The sequence below is a fragment of the Rhodanobacter sp. FW106-PBR-R2A-1-15 genome (assembly GCF_058789735.1).
This window is the reverse complement of sequence record NZ_JBYTEM010000005.1, coordinates 53,340-67,643: the sequence shown is the minus strand read 5'-3', so window position 1 is coordinate 67,643 and position 14,304 is coordinate 53,340. Positions and strand designations below refer to the sequence as shown.

Sequence of the window (14,304 nt, the reverse complement as noted above, 5' to 3'; positions counted from 1 at the left end):
GGGGATGTTCTCTCGGGCGTGCTGCATCATCCGCGAGCGCTGCGCCCGCGGCAGCCGAGGTCGTCAGCCCACCACTTCGACACCATGCCAGAACGCCACGCGCCCCTTGATCTGCGCGGCGGCATCTTTCGGTTGCAGGTAGTACCAGGCAGCTTGCGGATTGATCGCATCGCCGACAACCAGGTCGTAGTAACTCGCCGTGCCCTTCCATGGACAGATACTGTGATGATCGCTGTCGCGGAAATACTCGCGCCGGAGCGAGTCGGCGGGGAAATAGTGGTTGCCCTCGACCACCACCGTATCGTTGCTCTCTGCGAGAACGGTGTCATTCCACATCGCGCGCATCAGCCGTCTCCATGTTCTGGCCCGGAAACGGCACCTCGGTATAGCCGAACTTGCCGAAGTCGGTGATGCGTGAGGGGTACAGCCAACCGATCAGGTGGTCACACTCGTGCTGCACCACGCGGGCGTGGAAGCCTTCGGCGGTGCGTTCGATGCGCGCTCCCTTCGAGTCGCGCGCCGGCACAGCGGTCAGCCCGTCGCCGTCTTCGCCGCCTGCAGCGTCTTCGTTTTCAGATCCAGCGTATCGGCCGCATCCAGCAGCGCCCGCGCGAAGCTGCGCACCTCGGCGGGACGCAAGGCATACCAGTTGCCGCTCTTGCCGGCTTCGTCCACCTTGCGCCCCGCACGGGACATGCAATGCGGCCGGAAGATCACCATGCCGGTCAGCGATTCCGAGCTGATGTCCGCCGAAACGATCTGCATGTGCGTTTCATCTTCTTTCTTCACCGAACTTCTCCCGGGCAGAGATTCGCCCTCAAGCAGCTTACGCCACCGCAAGTTCAGGCGGTGTTCCCGCGCGCACCAGCACTCGTGCGGCCGCGGTAAGCTGTGAGAGCTGCGCGCGTCCGCGGCATGCCGCGTCGCGACTGCCCGGCCCAGCATTCCCAACCCGGAAAAGGAAGACAACGCATGTCCGAACAGACCGACGTCCGCGTGGAAGACTGGAATCGCTTGCAACGGGAAGTAGCGCGTTTGCGCATGCTGGTGATCATCGCCCTGCTGGCGGTGATCGCACTGGCTGCCGTGCCATTGCTGCGCAAGCCAGACACACCGACCAGACCGGACCCGATTCTCCGGGCACAGGGCCTGGTGATCACCGATGCGCAGGGACACGACCGCATCCTGATCGGCGCACCGGTACCGGCCAGCAAGGACCGCGTGCGCAAGGACGATGCCTCCGACGGCATCATCTTCCTCGGCGCGACCGGCGCGGACCGCCTCGCGCTTGGACAAATGCCCGCACCCTTCATTGGCGGCGAGAGCTACAAGCGCATCGGCGATGGCGACAACTACGGCTTGACGCTGTACGACCCGAAGGGCAATGAGCGCGGCGGCATGGGCTACATGGGCATGGGGCGTGCCGTGTTCGGATTGGACCGGGCCACTCCGCCCTATGATGCGATCGGCATGATGGTCGACGACAAGGAAGGCTTCGCCGGGATGATCATCAACTACGGCGATCCCAAGGCGAAGGACACTGGCATTGAATTGGGCACCGATACCAACAGCGCCCACATCAAGCTCAACGGCAAGGACGGCCTCCCGCGCGCGCAGCTGAACCTCGACGGGACGAACAAGCCGGCGTGGCGGTTCGACGACGCGGAATCGGCAGCCAAGGCCGTGCAGGATCAAAAGCACTGACGACAACAATGCCCTTGTGCAGCCGCTGGCTGCGCAAGGGCATCAGTCGGCCGCGATGCGTACCGGCATGCTGGACCCGACGGCAACCGAGGTAGTCAGCTCACCACCTCAACACCATGCCAGAACGCCACGCGACCCTTGATCTGCGCGGCGGCATCCTTCGGTTGCGGGTAGTACCAGGCCGCTTGCGGATTGACCGCATCGCCGACCACCAGGTCGTAGTAACTGGCCGTGCCCTTCCACGGACAGACACTGTGATGATCGCTGTCGCGGAAATACTCGCGTCGGAGCGAATCGGCAGGAAAATAGTGATTGCCCTCGACCACCACCGTATCGTTGCTCTCTGCGAGCACGGTGTCATTCCACATTGCGCGCATCGGCCGTCTCCATGTTCTGCCCCGGAAACAGCACGTCGGTGTAGCCGAACTTGCTGAAGTCGGTGATGCGCGAGGGGTACAGCCGGCCGATCAGGTGGTCGCATTCGTGCTGCACCACGCGCGCGTGGAAGCCCTCGGCGGTGCGTTCGATGCGCGCGCCCTTCGGGTCGATGCCTTCGTAGCGGATCAGCGTCCAGCGGTTCACCGCGCCGCGCAGGCCGGGCACCGACAGGCAGCCTTCCCAGCCCTCCTCCATGTCCTGCGACAGCGGCGTGATCACCGGGTTGAGCAGGATGGTGCGCGGCACTTCGGGCGCGTCCGGGTAGCGTTCGGAATGCTCGAAGCCGAAGATCACCAGCTGCAGATCGACACCGATCTGCGGTGCGGCCAGGCCGACCCCATCAGCGGCCTGCATGGTCTCGAACATGTCGGCGATCAGCGCATCGAGTTCCGCGCTGCCCAGCATCGCGGGGCGCACCAGCGGCGCGATGCGCAGCAGGCGCGGGTCGCCCATCTTGAGGATTTCACGGACCATGAGGACCTCGCCTTGAACACTGTTACTGGGTGATCTGTGGTCGATGCGATGCCGGTACAAGCGGCGATGCCCCATGCTTCAACGGCAGAAAGCCGGGCAAAGCCTCGTACCCATTTGTTGAAGTCGCAAGCGGCTTCAAACGCCGAACACCTTCTTCAGCAGGTCGGTGGTGCGTGCGGCGGGGTTGTGGCGGATCGACTGCTCCTGCTCGCCGATGGTGGTGAACAGGCCGTCCAGGGTTTTCGCCGTTACGTAGTCGTCCAGGTTCAGCGGGCTGCCGCCCTTGTTCGAATTGCCGCCGCCGAGCGCGCCGAGCACGCCACCGAGTTCGCCGCCCATGCTGCCGGCGGTGAACGACTTGTACTTCTGGGTGACGCCGACGCTGTCGGTGGCCTTGGCCACGATCGGGTGGATGCGCGCGGTCAGTGCGTCGCCGGCGGTGCGGCGGAAGAAATCGGTGGCCGCGTGGTCGCCGCCGGCGAGGATGCCGCGCGCGTCGTCCAGCGTCATCCTGCGGATCGCGTCGCCGAAGATCTCAGCCACCTGCGGCACCGCCTTCTCCGCCGCGCGGTTCATGCTCAGCTCGAACGCGTCGACCTTGGCGCCCTGGCCCAGCTGGCGCGCCAGCTTGCCGGCCCGTTCTAGCTTGCCCGGCAGCGGGATGCGCACCTTGCTGTTGTTCCAGAAGCCGCCGTCACGGCCGAGGCTGTTGATCGCGTTGGTGGTGCCCTTGGCCAGTGCTTGCTTGAGCCCGGCGGCGATGTCGCTGGTCGGCAGGTTGTTGCCGAGCTGCGATGAACTGGACGGCTGCGTCGACTGCTTGACCTTGTTCAGCAGGCCCTTGAACTGACCGGAACCGGTGGCCGTCAGCGGCAGCGCGGCGACGGCGAGCACAAGGCTCAGCAAACCGTAGCGAACCGCGATGCGCATGACGAATTCCTTGTGGTCAGGGGGGGGGCCAGTGTAGCGTCGCCGCCTCGTCACGGCGTGACGACGCGGGCTTCGCTATTCGACCAATGGCTAATGCCGCTTTGCCGGTTTCGGGATTGACCGCCACGGCCGACGGTACGAATCTTGCGGCACTGCCCAGGAGAGCCCGCCCATGCAAGCCGCCGTCATGCCCAAGCCCAGCCCTGCCAGCAGGATATTGTGGGTCGCCATCGCCATCGTCGGCGCGTTCTGCCTGGGCGTGGTGGCCCTGCGCCGGGGCGAGCCGATCAACGCAATCTGGCTGGTAGCCGCCTCGATCGCGATCTTCGTGATCGGCTACCGCTTCTACGGCAAGTTCATCGAACACTCGGTGCTGAAGCTGGACCCGACCCGCGCACCACCCTCGGTCCTGCGCAACGACGGCCTGGACTACGTGCCGACCGACAAGTGGGTGGTGTTCGGCCACCACTTCGCCGCGATCGCCGGCGCCGGCCCGCTGGTCGGCCCGGTGCTGGCCGCCCAGATGGGCTACCTGCCCGGCACGCTGTGGATCCTGTTCGGCGTGGTGTTCGCCGGCGCGGTGCAGGATTTCATGATCCTGGGCCTGTCGCTGCGCCGCGACGCGCGCTCGCTCGGCCACATGCTGCGCGAGGAGCTGGGCCCGATGCCCGGCATCGTAGCGATGATCGGCGTGCTGGTGCTGATGATGATCGTGCTGGCGGTGCTGGCGCTGGTGGTGGTCAAGGCGCTCACGCACAGCCCGTGGGGCACCTTCACCGTGGCCGCCACCATCCCGATCGCGTTCCTGATGGGCGGCTACATGCGCTGGTTCCGCCCGGGCCGCATCCTGGAAGTGTCGATCATCGGCCTGGTGCTGCTGCTGGCCTCGATCTGGGCCGGCAAGTTCGTGGCCGACTCTGCCGCGCTGGCGCCGATCTTCGACATGGATGCCAAGACGCTGGCCTGGTGGCTGATCGGCTACGGCTTCGTGGCCTCGGTGCTGCCGGTGTGGCTGTTGCTGGCGCCGCGCGACTACCTCAGCACCTTCCTCAAGATCGGCACCATCGCGCTGCTGGCGCTGGCGATCTTCCTGGCCGCGCCGACCCTGCAGATGCCCGCGGTGACCAAGTTCATCGACGGCACCGGCCCGGTGTTCGCCGGCAACCTGTTCCCGTTCCTGTTCATCACCATCGCCTGCGGCGCGGTATCCGGCTGGCATTCGATCATCGCCTCCGGCACCACGCCGAAGCTGCTGGCCAACGAAGGCCAGGCGCGCATGGTCGGCTACGGCGGCATGCTGATGGAGGCGTTCGTGGCGATCATGGCGCTGGTCGCCGCCGCCTCGCTGCACCCGGGTGTGTACTTCGCGATGAATGCGCCCGGTGCGATCATCGGCACCACCGTGGAGCAGGCCGCCACCACGATCAGCCAGTGGGGCTTCGTGGTGACTCCGGATGAGTTGATGCGGACCGCGAAAGACATCGGCGAGAACAGCATCCTCAGCCGCGCCGGCGGCGCACCGACGCTGGCGGTGGGCATGGCCCAGCTGCTGCACAACATCATCCCCGGCGAGGGCATGGTGGCGTTCTGGTACCACTACGCGATCCTGTTCGAGGCGTTGTTCATCCTCACCACGGTGGACGCCGGCACCCGCGTGGGCCGCTTCATGATCCAGGAGATCGCCGGCCTGATCCACAAGCCGCTGCAGGCCACCGAGTCGTGGACCGGCAACCTGCTGGCCACCGCGATCTGCGTGGTGCTGTGGGGCTACTTCCTGTACCAGGGTGCGGTCGATCCGCTCGGCGGCATCAATACGCTGTGGCCACTGTTCGGCATCGCCAACCAGATGCTGGCCGCGATCGCGCTGATGCTGGCCACGGTGGTGGTGGTGAAGCTCAAGCGCGAGCGCTACGTATGGGTGCCGGGCATCCCGGCGCTGTGGCTGATCATCTGCACGCTCACCGCCGGCTACGAGAAACTGGTCGGCCCGATCAGCTTCACCGCCGCCGCGAACAAGTACGCGGCGGCGATGCAGCGGGGCCAGTTGCTGGCACCGGCCAAGACCCAGGCGGCGATGCAGCAGATCGTCACCAACAACTACGTGGACATGGCGATGACCGGCCTGTTCATGGCGCTGGTCGTGGCGATGGTGATCTTCTGCCTGCGCGCTGCGATCAGGGGCTGGCAGACCAACCACCCGACCGCGCACGAGGAACCGTACGTGGCGCTGGCGAGCGTGGCCGGCTGAGGACGACGCGATGAATGCGAGCTTCCGTTCCGTGGGCAAGTGGGCGGTGCAAACCGCCCGCCTGTGCTGCGGCGTGCCCGACTACGACATCTACGTGAAGCACCTGCGCGAGCATCACCCCGAACGCGAGGTGCCCAGTTACAAGGAGTTCTTCCGCGAGCGCCAGGAAGCGCGCTACAAGGGCACTGGCGGACGCTGCTGCTGAGCACCCGGCCCCTCTCCTGTTGCGGGAGGGGCCGGCGCACGGGGAGTATCCGACAGCACGGCCACGGTTCGCCGCAGTGCCGCGCTCAGGGCTTGCGCGCCACGATGATCTGGCTGATCGGCATGAATTCGTCCAGCTGCCGCTTGAGCTGCAGTCCCTGCGGCATCTCCAGCAGGGACTGCCAGGCGGCGGTCCAGTGATCCAGCACCGAGTGCGCGGGGTCGTGCAGCTCCACCTGGCAACCCCAGAACAATGCCCACCAGATCGACCAGAAGAAGCCGTGCTGGGTGTGCTCCACCACCGTCAGGCCGGCCTGGCCAACCCACTGCGCGAACTCGTCGCGACCGATCACCCGCAGGGCGCCACCGGGCAGTTCGCGATACTCGGGCGGCAACACTTTGTCCTGCAACGCCTCCTGCAACGCGCCAGGTACGCTGAGCAGGTAGAGCGCGCCGGGCGCGCCGACCCGCACCAGCTCGGCCAGCATTCGGCGCGGATCCTCGACATGCTGCAACACCTCGGTGCAGACCACCCGCGTGGCGATGCCGTCGTCCAGCGGCAGCGGATTCGCATCGCTGACCAGCGCGGCGTACTCGCCGCGGGCTTCGACGCTCAACCGGGCGCGCAGCTCGCGGATCACCTGCGGTTCGCGGTCAATGGCGTAGACGTGGGCGCCATGGCGCGCGCAGAACACGCTGTTGACGCCAGCACCGCAGCCGACGTCCACCACCACGTCGCCGGCGCCGATCGGCATGCCGCGGAACAGCTCGCCGCTGTCCTCGCCATACCAACCGGCAAGTTTCGCGTCATGCAGGCCGACGGCCGACGGTCCGTGCGGCGCGGATTCGCCGCTGGTCGCCGCGGCGGAGCTGGCATCCTCGGCACGATCGGGCATGGCGGCTCTCCGAAAGAAGAAAACGGTCTTCGCGAACGCCTCCGGCTCGCGCGGTCGTCACCCGTAGTGTGGCAGCTTGCGGCATGACGGGCGCATGGACGATCGCCGCGGCCGCCGCACAGCGCCGGCGCCGGCGCCGGATCGGCGACAATAGCGCCAACCACTCCGATCGCCACTCGATGCCCACTGCCGAACCCGCCCCTGCTCCCGCGCCGGCCGCAACCCAACCGCGCCATGCCGGCCTGCGCGTCATCGCGGTCTACGAGATCATCAAGACCGCCTGCCTGCTGCTGGTAGCCATGGCGGCGTTCCACCTCGACCACCAGCAGAGCTTCGAACAGCTGGTGCACTGGCTGGAACACCTCTCGCTGACCGACAGCAACGGCCTGCGCTGGAAACTGGTCGGCCTGCTGCAGGATTTCGGGCCCAGCCGCTTCGTGGCGGTCGGTGCGGTCGCGCTCGGCTACGCGGTGCTGTTCGGCATCGAGGGCATCGGCCTGTGGCTGGGCAAGTACTGGGCCGAATGGTTCACCGTGATCGCCACCGGCTCGCTGATCCCGCTGGAACTGTACGAGACGCTGCACCGCTTCGGCTGGCTGAAGCTGGCGACGCTGGTCGGCAACGTGGCGATCGTGGTGTACCTGGTGCGCATCGCCCTGCAGACGCGCGCAGCACGACGTGCATCGAGGCCTCACACCTCGTGATGGACCGCCTCGGCGGACAGTGCCGCGCGCCGCGGCATCAACTCGACCAGGTACATCGCCGCCAGAATCAGCCCGCCGCCGGCGAGCATGCGCCAGCTCAGCACGTCGCTGCCGAGCAGCACGGCGAACGCGGCGGCGAACACCGGTTCGGTGGTCATCACGATCGCCGCGCGGGTGGCCGGCAGGTGCGACTGCGCCCAGGTCTGCATCAGCATCGCGCCGGCGCCGGCGATCAGCGCCATGTACAGCACGGCGAACCAGGCGCTGCGATCCGGCGGCAGCACCGGCCCGTGCGGCGCGGTGGCGAGCAGACAGACCGCGGCGATCGCCACCATCTGCACCGCCGACAAGCCGAACGCCTCGCCCTGCCGCGACCACTGGCCAAGCAGCACGATGTGCAGCGCATACAGCGCCGCCGAGGCCAGCGTCAGCCACACGCCAAGGTCCACCGATACGCCGTTGAGCGAGAGCAGCGCCAGGCCCGCGGTGGACAGCCCCACCGCCAGCCACACCACGCCGGCCATGCGCTGGCCGAGCAGCAGCAGCGCGAGGATCGGCGTGAACACCACGTACATGCCGGTGGCGAAGCCGCTGACGCTGGGCGCGATCAGCGACAGGCCCCAGGTCTGCAGCAACTGGCCGATGCCGTAGATCGCGCCCAGCAGCAGGCCATGCAGCACCTGCCGCCGGCCGAGCCGCCACACCGGCCGCGCGAACAGCACCAGCATGGCCACGGCGGCGATGACGAAGCGCACGGCCAGGAAATCCGCCACCGGCATGCGCCCGACCACGTCCTTGATCAGCACGAAGGTGGAGCCCCACACGGCGGTCATCACCAGCAGGCCGAGGGTGGCAAGAAGGGAGATGGTGCGTGCGTTCATAGGGCGGTAGGTGAATAGAGAGAAGCGAGGAGTGCGAGAACAGCAGCGACACTGCAAGGCGCTTTTGCCTTCTCCATTTTTCCGCTTCCCTTCACTCGCTCCTCGCTTTCCGCCGCAGCAGCTGGCCGGGAATCTGCAGCAGGAAATGTCCCCAGATGCCCAGCCACACCACGCAGGCCACCAGTGGATTGCGCGCGGCCGGGTCGTGCTTGCGGAACCAGCGCCACATGCCGCGGTGCTTGTGGCGGCTGACGAACACCGGGCGGTGCCGGCTGGAGCTGCCCTTGCCGTGCTGCACGCGCACGTCGCCGGCCAGCAGCACCTGGTAGCCGAGGTTGCGCACGCGGCGGCACAGGTCCAGGTCTTCGCAATGCAGGAAATAGCCCTCGTCGAAACCGCCGAGACGCTGGAACAGCGCGCGTGGCATCAGCATCACCGCGCCCGATACCGCCTCGGCCTCGACCACCTCGGCCGGAATCTCGCGCTCGATGTTGATCTTCTCGCCGGTGCGGCCGAACAGGCTGTTGAGCGCGCGCCACAGCAGCGGGTCGCGGCGCCACGACGCGGGATCGGGGTGGCCCTCGGCATCGCACACTACGGCGCCGACCAGGCCCGCTCCGGGTCGCCCGGAAAGCAGGTCCAGCAATCGCTGCAGGTCGTCCTGCGGCAACAGGCAATCGGGGTTGAGGATCAGCAGCGCCTGGCCGTACGCCTGCTTCGCGGCGAGGTTCACCGCCGGGCCGAAGCCCAGGTTGCGGGAGTTGTAGATCAAGCGGAGGCGGGGGTCGTGCGCATGCACGTGCTCGATCGCCTCGGGCACGCCGTCGTGCGAATCGTTGTCGACCAGGATCAACTCCAGCGCCAGCGTGCTGGCCAGCACGCTGCGCACGCATTCGCGCAAGCTCGGGCCGCTGTCGGCGGATACCACGACCACGCTGAGCGCCGGCGCGAACGGTGATCGTTGGGAAGCGGGCGTGCTCATTCGGCAAGTATGCGCAAAGATGCGCGCAGGGAGAACAGCCCGCACGGCATGGCCAGCGACCCGTGGCCTGCGGCGGCTTCAGCTTTCATCCGCGTCGTCCCCGCCAAGCACGGTCGACAGCGCCAGCGGCATGTCGCCGTCGCGGCGCACCAGGTACGGCTGGCCGCGGTACCAGCCGTCGAGGCGCCAGCCGCGCAGGCGGTGCTGCCGCTCGCGCTGGCGATCCCACAGCAGCACGCCGCGGCCGTGGCGCAGCTGCGCGGCAAACCAGCGCCCGCCGGGGCTGAAGGCGACCGGTGCGTCGGCGCCGGCGATGCGCTCGCCGATCTCGAAAACGTATGCGCCATCGCGGTGGGCCACGCAACCTCCCAGCGGATCGGGCAGGCCGCCGGTGGCGAGCTGCCATGCCGGCAGCTGCAGCTCGATGATCTCCGCCGCCGGACCGATCGGCGCCATCGCCAGTTCCGGCCACTCGGCGGATGGCGCCGCCGGCGCGCGACGCAGCTCGCGGTCGAGCCACGCCTCCAGCCCGGCCAGCATGGTGTAACCGGCCAACGCACCCAGCAAGGCCGCGCCCCAGGCGAAGGCATCGCCGCCCAGCGTCCGCTGCAGCGCGAACAGCATGCCGGGCAGGCCCCAGCGCAGGGTGCGCCGGATCAAGGCGGCATGCTCGTCGGCCAGCCGCTGCGGTAGCACGGCCACCGCGATCGCCAGCGCCAGCAGCAGCGGCAGGCCCAGCCACCACGGCAGCAGCGCCAGCAGGATCAGCCAGGCCAGTAGTGGCAGTACGACACGCCATGCCGGCGAATGACGCCGGACCATCACTCAGTGCCTCGCGACGCGGTAGGCGGTCAGCCGCACCACACGCGAGCGTTGCGGAACATGCGCATCCACGGTGAATCCTCGCCCCACTGTTCCGGATGCCAGCTCAGCTGCACGCTGCGGAACACGCGCTCGGGGTGCGGCATCATGATCGTCACGCGGCCGTCGGCGGCGGTGAAACCGGCCAAGCCACCGGGCGAACCGTTGGTGTTGAGCGGGAAGCTCTCGGTCGGCCTGCCGCGGTTGTCGACGAAGCGCACGGCGCCGTTCGACTTCGACGGGCTGCAGGTGTGCGGAAAACTCACCCGGCCCTCGCCGTGCGCCACCGCCACCGGAATCCGCGAGCCGGCCATGCCCTTGAAGAACAGGCTCGGCGTGTCGAGGATCTCCAGCGTGGCCAGGCGTGCCTCGTACTGTTCGGACGCGTTGCGCAGGAACTTCGGCCAGTGCTGCGCGCCGGGAATGATCTCCTTCAGCTGCGACAGCATCTGGCAACCATTGCACACGCCGAGCGCGAACTTCGTGGGATCGGCGAAGAACGCGGCGAACTCGGCGCGCAGGTAGTCGTTGTACAGGATCGAGGTGGCCCAGCCGCGGCCGGCGCCGAGCACGTCACCGTAGGAGAAGCCGCCGCAGGCGGCGAAGCCGCGGAACTCGGCCAGCTTCACCCGGCCGCTGGCCAGGTCGGACATGTGCACGTCCACCGCGTCGAAGCCGGCGCGGGTGAACGCGGCCGCCATCTCCACCTGGCCGTTGACGCCCTGCTCGCGCAGCACCGCGACGCGCGGGCGCACGCCCTGGCCGATGAACGCTGCAGCGACGTCCTGCGCCGGGTCGAAGCTGAGCTTCGGCGTGATGCCCGGATCGGCGTCGTCGAGCCGCCACTCCGACTCCGCGTCGGCGGTGAGCGGGTTGTCGCGCAGGCGTTGCATCGCATGGCTGGTCTCGTTCCAGGCCTTGAACAGCGTGCTCCAGTGCCACTTGAACAAGGTCTCGTCGCCCAGGAACAGCTTGATGCCCAGCTTTTCCTTCGGTCGGCCGATGCGGTGGCTGACGCCGGCCAGTTCGTGCTTGATCAACAGCGCCTCGAACGCCTCGCGGTTCGCCTCGGCCACCTGCACCACCGCGCCGAGCTCCTCGTTGAACAGCGCGCGCAAGGTCGCCTCGGCCCAGCCATCCAGGTGGATCTCCAGCCCGCAGTGGCCGGCAAACGCCATCTCCAGCAAGGTGGTGATGACGCCGCCGTCGGAGCGGTCGTGGTAGGCCAGCAGCAGGCCGCCGGCGTTGGCTTCCTGCACCAGCTCGAACAGCGCGCGCAGTCGTTTCGCGTCGTCCAGGTTCGGCGGCACGCCGCCGGAACGGTTGAACACCTGGGTCAGTGCGGAGCCGCCGAGGCGGTCGCGGCCCGCGCCCAGGTCGATCAGCCACAGCGCGGTCGCACCGCGGTCCAGCCGCAACTGCGGGGTGAGCGTGCGGCGCGCGTCGGTGACCCGGGCGAAGCCGGTGACCACCAGCGACACCGGCGATATCGTGCGCTGCGCGGTGTCGCCGTCCTTCCATACGGTCTGCATCGACAGCGAGTCCTTGCCGACCGGAATCGAAATCTCCAGCTCCGGGCACAGCTCCATGCCGACGGCCTTCACCGCGTCGAACAGCGCGGCATCCTCGCCCGGGTGGTTGACCGCGGCCATCCAGTTCGCGGAGAGCCGGATCTCGCCCAGGCTGGCGATCGGCGCGGCGGCCAGGTTGGTGATCGCCTCGCCCACCGTCAGCCGCGCCGCGTCGGCGCTGGAGAGCAGGGCCACCGGCGCGCGTTCGGCCATCGCCATCGCCTCGCCGGCGTAGCCGTCGAAGTCGGCGAGGGTCACCGCGCAATCGGCCACCGGCACCTGCCACGGGCCGACCATCGGGTCGCGCGCGTTCAGGCCGCCGACGGTGCGGTCGCCGATGGTGATCAGGAAACTCTTGCTGCCCACGCCGGGCAGGCGCAGCACGCGCAGCAGCGCCTCGTCCATGCCGATGCCGGTCAGGTCCGGCAGCAGGTCGACGCGCGGCTTGCCGCGCTGCGCGTCGCGGTGCATCCGCGGCGGCTTGCCGAACAGCACGTCCATGGGGAGGTCGATGACGGTCAGTCCGCGGCGCGGGTCGGTCAGCACCAGCTGGCGCTCGGCCGTGGCGTCGCCGACTACCGCATACGGGCAGCGCTCGCGCACGCACATCGCCTCGAACTCGGCGAGGTTTTCCGGCGCGATCGCCAGCACGTAGCGTTCCTGCGACTCGTTGCTCCACACCTGCATCGGCGACAGCGACGGGTCGTCGCAGGGAATCATCGACAGGTCGATCACGCCGCCCACGCCAGCGTCGTTGAGCAGTTCGGGAATCGCGTTGGAGAGGCCACCGGCGCCGACGTCGTGCACGCTGACGATCGGGTTGGCCTCGCCGCGACGCCAGCAGGCGTCGATCACTTCCTGGCAGCGCCGCTCCATCTCGGCGTTGTCGCGCTGCACCGAGGCGAAATCCAGCTCCGCGCTCGACGCACCGCCGGACACCGACGAGGCCGCACCGCCGCCCAGGCCGATCAGCATGGCCGGGCCGCCCAGCACGATCACCTTGTGGCCCGGCTGCACCGCGTGCTTCAGCACGTGGCCGGGGCGCAGGTTGGCCAGCCCGCCGGCCAGCATGATCGGCTTGTCGTAGCCGCGGCGCAGGCCGGGTTCGGCAGTCTCGTGCTCGTAGCTGCGGAAATAGCCGCCCAGGCAGGCGCGGCCGAATTCGTTGTTGAAGGCGGCGGCGCCGAGCGGGCCGTCGCGCATGATCTCGAACGCGCTGGCCATGCGCGGCGGCAGCGGGCGCTCCACTTCCCACGGTCGCGGCAGGCCGGGGATGCGCAGGTCGGACACCGAGAAGCCGGTGAGCCCGGCCTTCGGCTTGCCGCCGCGACCGGTGGCGCCCTCGTCGCGGATCTCGCCGCCGGCGCCGGTGGCCGCACCGGGCCACGGCGCGATCGCAGTGGGGTGGTTGTGCGTTTCCACCTTGATCGCGTAGTCGATGCGCTCCTCGTGGGCGCGCCACACGCCATCGGCCGGATCGGCGAAGAAGCGCCGGCCGGTGCTGCCCTCGATCACCGCTGCGTTGTCCGAATAGGCGGACAGCGTATGCGCGGGCGAGCGCTGGTGGGTGTGCTTGATCATGCCGAACAGGGTCTTGTCCTGTTCCGCGCCGTCCACCGTCCAGCTGGCATTGAACACCTTGTGCCGGCAGTGCTCGGAATTGGCCTGCGCGAACATGAACAGCTCGGCATCGGTGGGGTCGCGGCCGAGTTCGGCGTAGCGGTCGACCAGGTACTCGATCTCGTCGTCGGCCAGCGCCAGGCCCAGCCGCACGTTCGCCGCGGCCAGCGCGGCCTGCGGCTCGACGCCGAGCGCCACGTGCACCAGGTCGCCAGGCGTGCCGCCAAGGAACAGGCCCTGCGCGTCCTCGATCCGCTGCAGCACCGACTGCGTCATCGCGTCGTGCAGCAGCGCCATGATCGGCGCATGGTCCGGTGCCCCGGCCGGCGGCAGCCCGGCCACCTGCCAGGCCAGGCCGCGCTCCACCCGACGCAGATTGAAGCCGGATGCGTCGAAACCGGCGCCATGCAGGATGTCGGTGGCCTTGCTCGACCACGGCGAGATCGTGCCCAGCCGCGGCACCACCCACAACGTGGCCGGCTCCGGCGCGGCGTCCTTTGCCTCCAGCACGGCCAGCAGGTGCTGGCGCAACTCGCCCTGCGGCGCCGTGGCGGCGTCGACGAAATAGACGAACCACGACGCCTGCACGCGCACGCTGTGATGCAGGGCATCCAGGCGGGCATTGAGGCGTTCGAGGCGGAACGGCGAGAGGGCGCTCTGCCCGTCGAGTACGATCATGCGGGGGAACGGAGCTGTGCGAGGAAAACGCCTATTCTACCCTATGCTGCAATACGGCATCGCCTTGGCGCCTCCTCCTGCAAAGCAGGGGAAGGCTGGCGACCGAAGGGAGT

14 protein-coding genes and 1 pseudogene are annotated in these 14,304 nt (G+C 68.4%); 4 read left to right on the top strand and 11 right to left on the bottom strand.

Going from position 1 to position 14,304, the window contains the following annotated elements:
* Positions 1-63 precede the first annotated feature (63 nt).
* The 3 genes and pseudogenes from AC3WTD_RS04460 to AC3WTD_RS04450 form a co-directional block, all read right to left on the bottom strand.
* Positions 64-345, bottom strand: coding sequence for a DUF427 domain-containing protein (locus AC3WTD_RS04460; protein WP_027493085.1), 282 nt, complete (start codon positions 343-345; stop codon positions 64-66).
* Positions 326-514 (bottom strand): annotated as a pseudogene (locus AC3WTD_RS04455) (peptide deformylase); the annotation flags it as partial. The gene AC3WTD_RS04460 and the pseudogene AC3WTD_RS04455, both read right to left, overlap by 20 nt.
* Before the next feature lie 17 nt (positions 515-531).
* Positions 532-765 carry a hypothetical protein gene (locus AC3WTD_RS04450; protein ID WP_037089933.1) on the bottom strand — a complete coding sequence of 78 codons (234 nt, stop codon included), beginning with the start codon at positions 763-765 and terminating at the stop codon, positions 532-534.
* Between the two features lie 207 nt (positions 766-972).
* On the opposite strand from AC3WTD_RS04450, the gene AC3WTD_RS04445 reads away from it, so the two are divergent.
* Positions 973-1,704 (top strand): hypothetical protein, encoded by a 732-nt coding sequence (locus AC3WTD_RS04445; protein ID WP_027493088.1) that lies wholly within the window; start codon positions 973-975, stop codon positions 1,702-1,704.
* A 95-nt stretch (positions 1,705-1,799) separates the two neighbouring features.
* On the opposite strand, the gene AC3WTD_RS04440 is transcribed toward AC3WTD_RS04445, so the two are convergent.
* The 3 genes from AC3WTD_RS04440 to AC3WTD_RS04430 all read right to left on the bottom strand — a co-directional run bounded on the left by AC3WTD_RS04440 (position 1,800) and on the right by AC3WTD_RS04430 (position 3,546).
* Complete coding sequence (locus AC3WTD_RS04440; RefSeq protein ID WP_027493089.1) at positions 1,800-2,081, bottom strand: DUF427 domain-containing protein; 282 nt, start codon at positions 2,079-2,081, stop codon at positions 1,800-1,802.
* Entirely contained in the window at positions 2,062-2,616 is a 555-nt protein-coding gene (gene def, locus AC3WTD_RS04435; protein WP_027493090.1) for a peptide deformylase, read from the bottom strand. The genes AC3WTD_RS04440 and def overlap by 20 nt, the downstream gene beginning before the upstream one ends.
* Before the next feature lie 135 nt (positions 2,617-2,751).
* Positions 2,752-3,546 (bottom strand): DUF4197 domain-containing protein, encoded by a 795-nt coding sequence (locus AC3WTD_RS04430; RefSeq protein WP_492613025.1) that lies wholly within the window; start codon positions 3,544-3,546, stop codon positions 2,752-2,754.
* A gap of 172 nt (positions 3,547-3,718) precedes the next feature.
* Here AC3WTD_RS04430 and AC3WTD_RS04425 point away from each other — a divergent pair, with 172 nt between their 5' ends.
* Both AC3WTD_RS04425 and AC3WTD_RS04420 read left to right on the top strand, forming a co-directional pair.
* Positions 3,719-5,794: a carbon starvation CstA family protein gene (locus AC3WTD_RS04425; RefSeq protein WP_492613024.1), complete on the top strand. Its 2,076-nt coding sequence runs from the start codon at positions 3,719-3,721 to the stop codon at positions 5,792-5,794.
* Between the two features lie 10 nt (positions 5,795-5,804).
* Entirely contained in the window at positions 5,805-5,999 is a 195-nt protein-coding gene (locus AC3WTD_RS04420; RefSeq protein WP_027493093.1) for a YbdD/YjiX family protein, read from the top strand.
* Positions 6,000-6,084: 85 nt separating this feature from the next.
* Here AC3WTD_RS04420 and AC3WTD_RS04415 read toward each other — a convergent pair whose 3' ends face one another.
* Positions 6,085-6,894, bottom strand: coding sequence for a class I SAM-dependent methyltransferase (locus AC3WTD_RS04415; protein WP_492613023.1), 810 nt, complete (start codon positions 6,892-6,894; stop codon positions 6,085-6,087).
* A gap of 179 nt (positions 6,895-7,073) precedes the next feature.
* Between AC3WTD_RS04415 and AC3WTD_RS04410 the strand changes: the two genes are divergently transcribed.
* Positions 7,074-7,598, top strand: a complete 525-nt coding sequence (locus AC3WTD_RS04410; protein WP_235642650.1) for a DUF2127 domain-containing protein — start codon at positions 7,074-7,076, stop codon at positions 7,596-7,598.
* Here AC3WTD_RS04410 and AC3WTD_RS04405 read toward each other — a convergent pair.
* The 4 genes from AC3WTD_RS04405 to purL form a co-directional block, all read right to left on the bottom strand.
* Positions 7,586-8,479 carry a DMT family transporter gene (locus AC3WTD_RS04405; RefSeq protein ID WP_027493095.1) on the bottom strand — a complete coding sequence of 298 codons (894 nt, stop codon included), beginning with the start codon at positions 8,477-8,479 and terminating at the stop codon, positions 7,586-7,588. The genes AC3WTD_RS04410 and AC3WTD_RS04405 overlap by 13 nt on opposite strands.
* Before the next feature lie 91 nt (positions 8,480-8,570).
* On the bottom strand, positions 8,571-9,461 hold the full coding sequence (locus AC3WTD_RS04400) for a glycosyltransferase family 2 protein (protein WP_492613022.1): 891 nt from the start codon (positions 9,459-9,461) through the stop codon (positions 8,571-8,573).
* A 78-nt stretch (positions 9,462-9,539) separates the two neighbouring features.
* Positions 9,540-10,283 carry a hypothetical protein gene (locus AC3WTD_RS04395; protein WP_492613021.1) on the bottom strand — a complete coding sequence of 248 codons (744 nt, stop codon included), beginning with the start codon at positions 10,281-10,283 and terminating at the stop codon, positions 9,540-9,542.
* Positions 10,284-10,312: 29 nt separating this feature from the next.
* Positions 10,313-14,191 carry a phosphoribosylformylglycinamidine synthase gene (purL, locus tag AC3WTD_RS04390; protein ID WP_492613020.1) on the bottom strand — a complete coding sequence of 1,293 codons (3,879 nt, stop codon included), beginning with the start codon at positions 14,189-14,191 and terminating at the stop codon, positions 10,313-10,315.
* Between the last annotated feature and the right edge of the window lie 113 nt (positions 14,192-14,304).

Coding starts and splice junctions, on each gene's coding strand:
- AC3WTD_RS04430 (WP_492613025.1), bottom strand. CDS start 3,546: ATGCGCATCGCGGTTCGCTACGGTTTGCTGAGCCTTGTGCTCGCCGTC.
- purL (WP_492613020.1), bottom strand. CDS start 14,191: ATGATCGTACTCGACGGGCAGAGCGCCCTCTCGCCGTTCCGCCTCGAA.
- AC3WTD_RS04400 (WP_492613022.1), bottom strand. CDS start 9,461: ATGAGCACGCCCGCTTCCCAACGATCACCGTTCGCGCCGGCGCTCAGC.
- AC3WTD_RS04420 (WP_027493093.1), top strand. CDS start 5,805: ATGAATGCGAGCTTCCGTTCCGTGGGCAAGTGGGCGGTGCAAACCGCC.
- AC3WTD_RS04410 (WP_235642650.1), top strand. CDS start 7,074: ATGCCCACTGCCGAACCCGCCCCTGCTCCCGCGCCGGCCGCAACCCAA.
- AC3WTD_RS04425 (WP_492613024.1), top strand. CDS start 3,719: ATGCAAGCCGCCGTCATGCCCAAGCCCAGCCCTGCCAGCAGGATATTG.
- AC3WTD_RS04415 (WP_492613023.1), bottom strand. CDS start 6,894: ATGCCCGATCGTGCCGAGGATGCCAGCTCCGCCGCGGCGACCAGCGGC.
- def (WP_027493090.1), bottom strand. CDS start 2,616: ATGGTCCGTGAAATCCTCAAGATGGGCGACCCGCGCCTGCTGCGCATC.
- AC3WTD_RS04445 (WP_027493088.1), top strand. CDS start 973: ATGTCCGAACAGACCGACGTCCGCGTGGAAGACTGGAATCGCTTGCAA.
- AC3WTD_RS04440 (WP_027493089.1), bottom strand. CDS start 2,081: ATGCGCGCAATGTGGAATGACACCGTGCTCGCAGAGAGCAACGATACG.
- AC3WTD_RS04395 (WP_492613021.1), bottom strand. CDS start 10,283: ATGGTCCGGCGTCATTCGCCGGCATGGCGTGTCGTACTGCCACTACTG.
- AC3WTD_RS04460 (WP_027493085.1), bottom strand. CDS start 345: ATGCGCGCGATGTGGAATGACACCGTTCTCGCAGAGAGCAACGATACG.
- AC3WTD_RS04405 (WP_027493095.1), bottom strand. CDS start 8,479: ATGAACGCACGCACCATCTCCCTTCTTGCCACCCTCGGCCTGCTGGTG.
- AC3WTD_RS04450 (WP_037089933.1), bottom strand. CDS start 765: ATGCAGATCGTTTCGGCGGACATCAGCTCGGAATCGCTGACCGGCATG.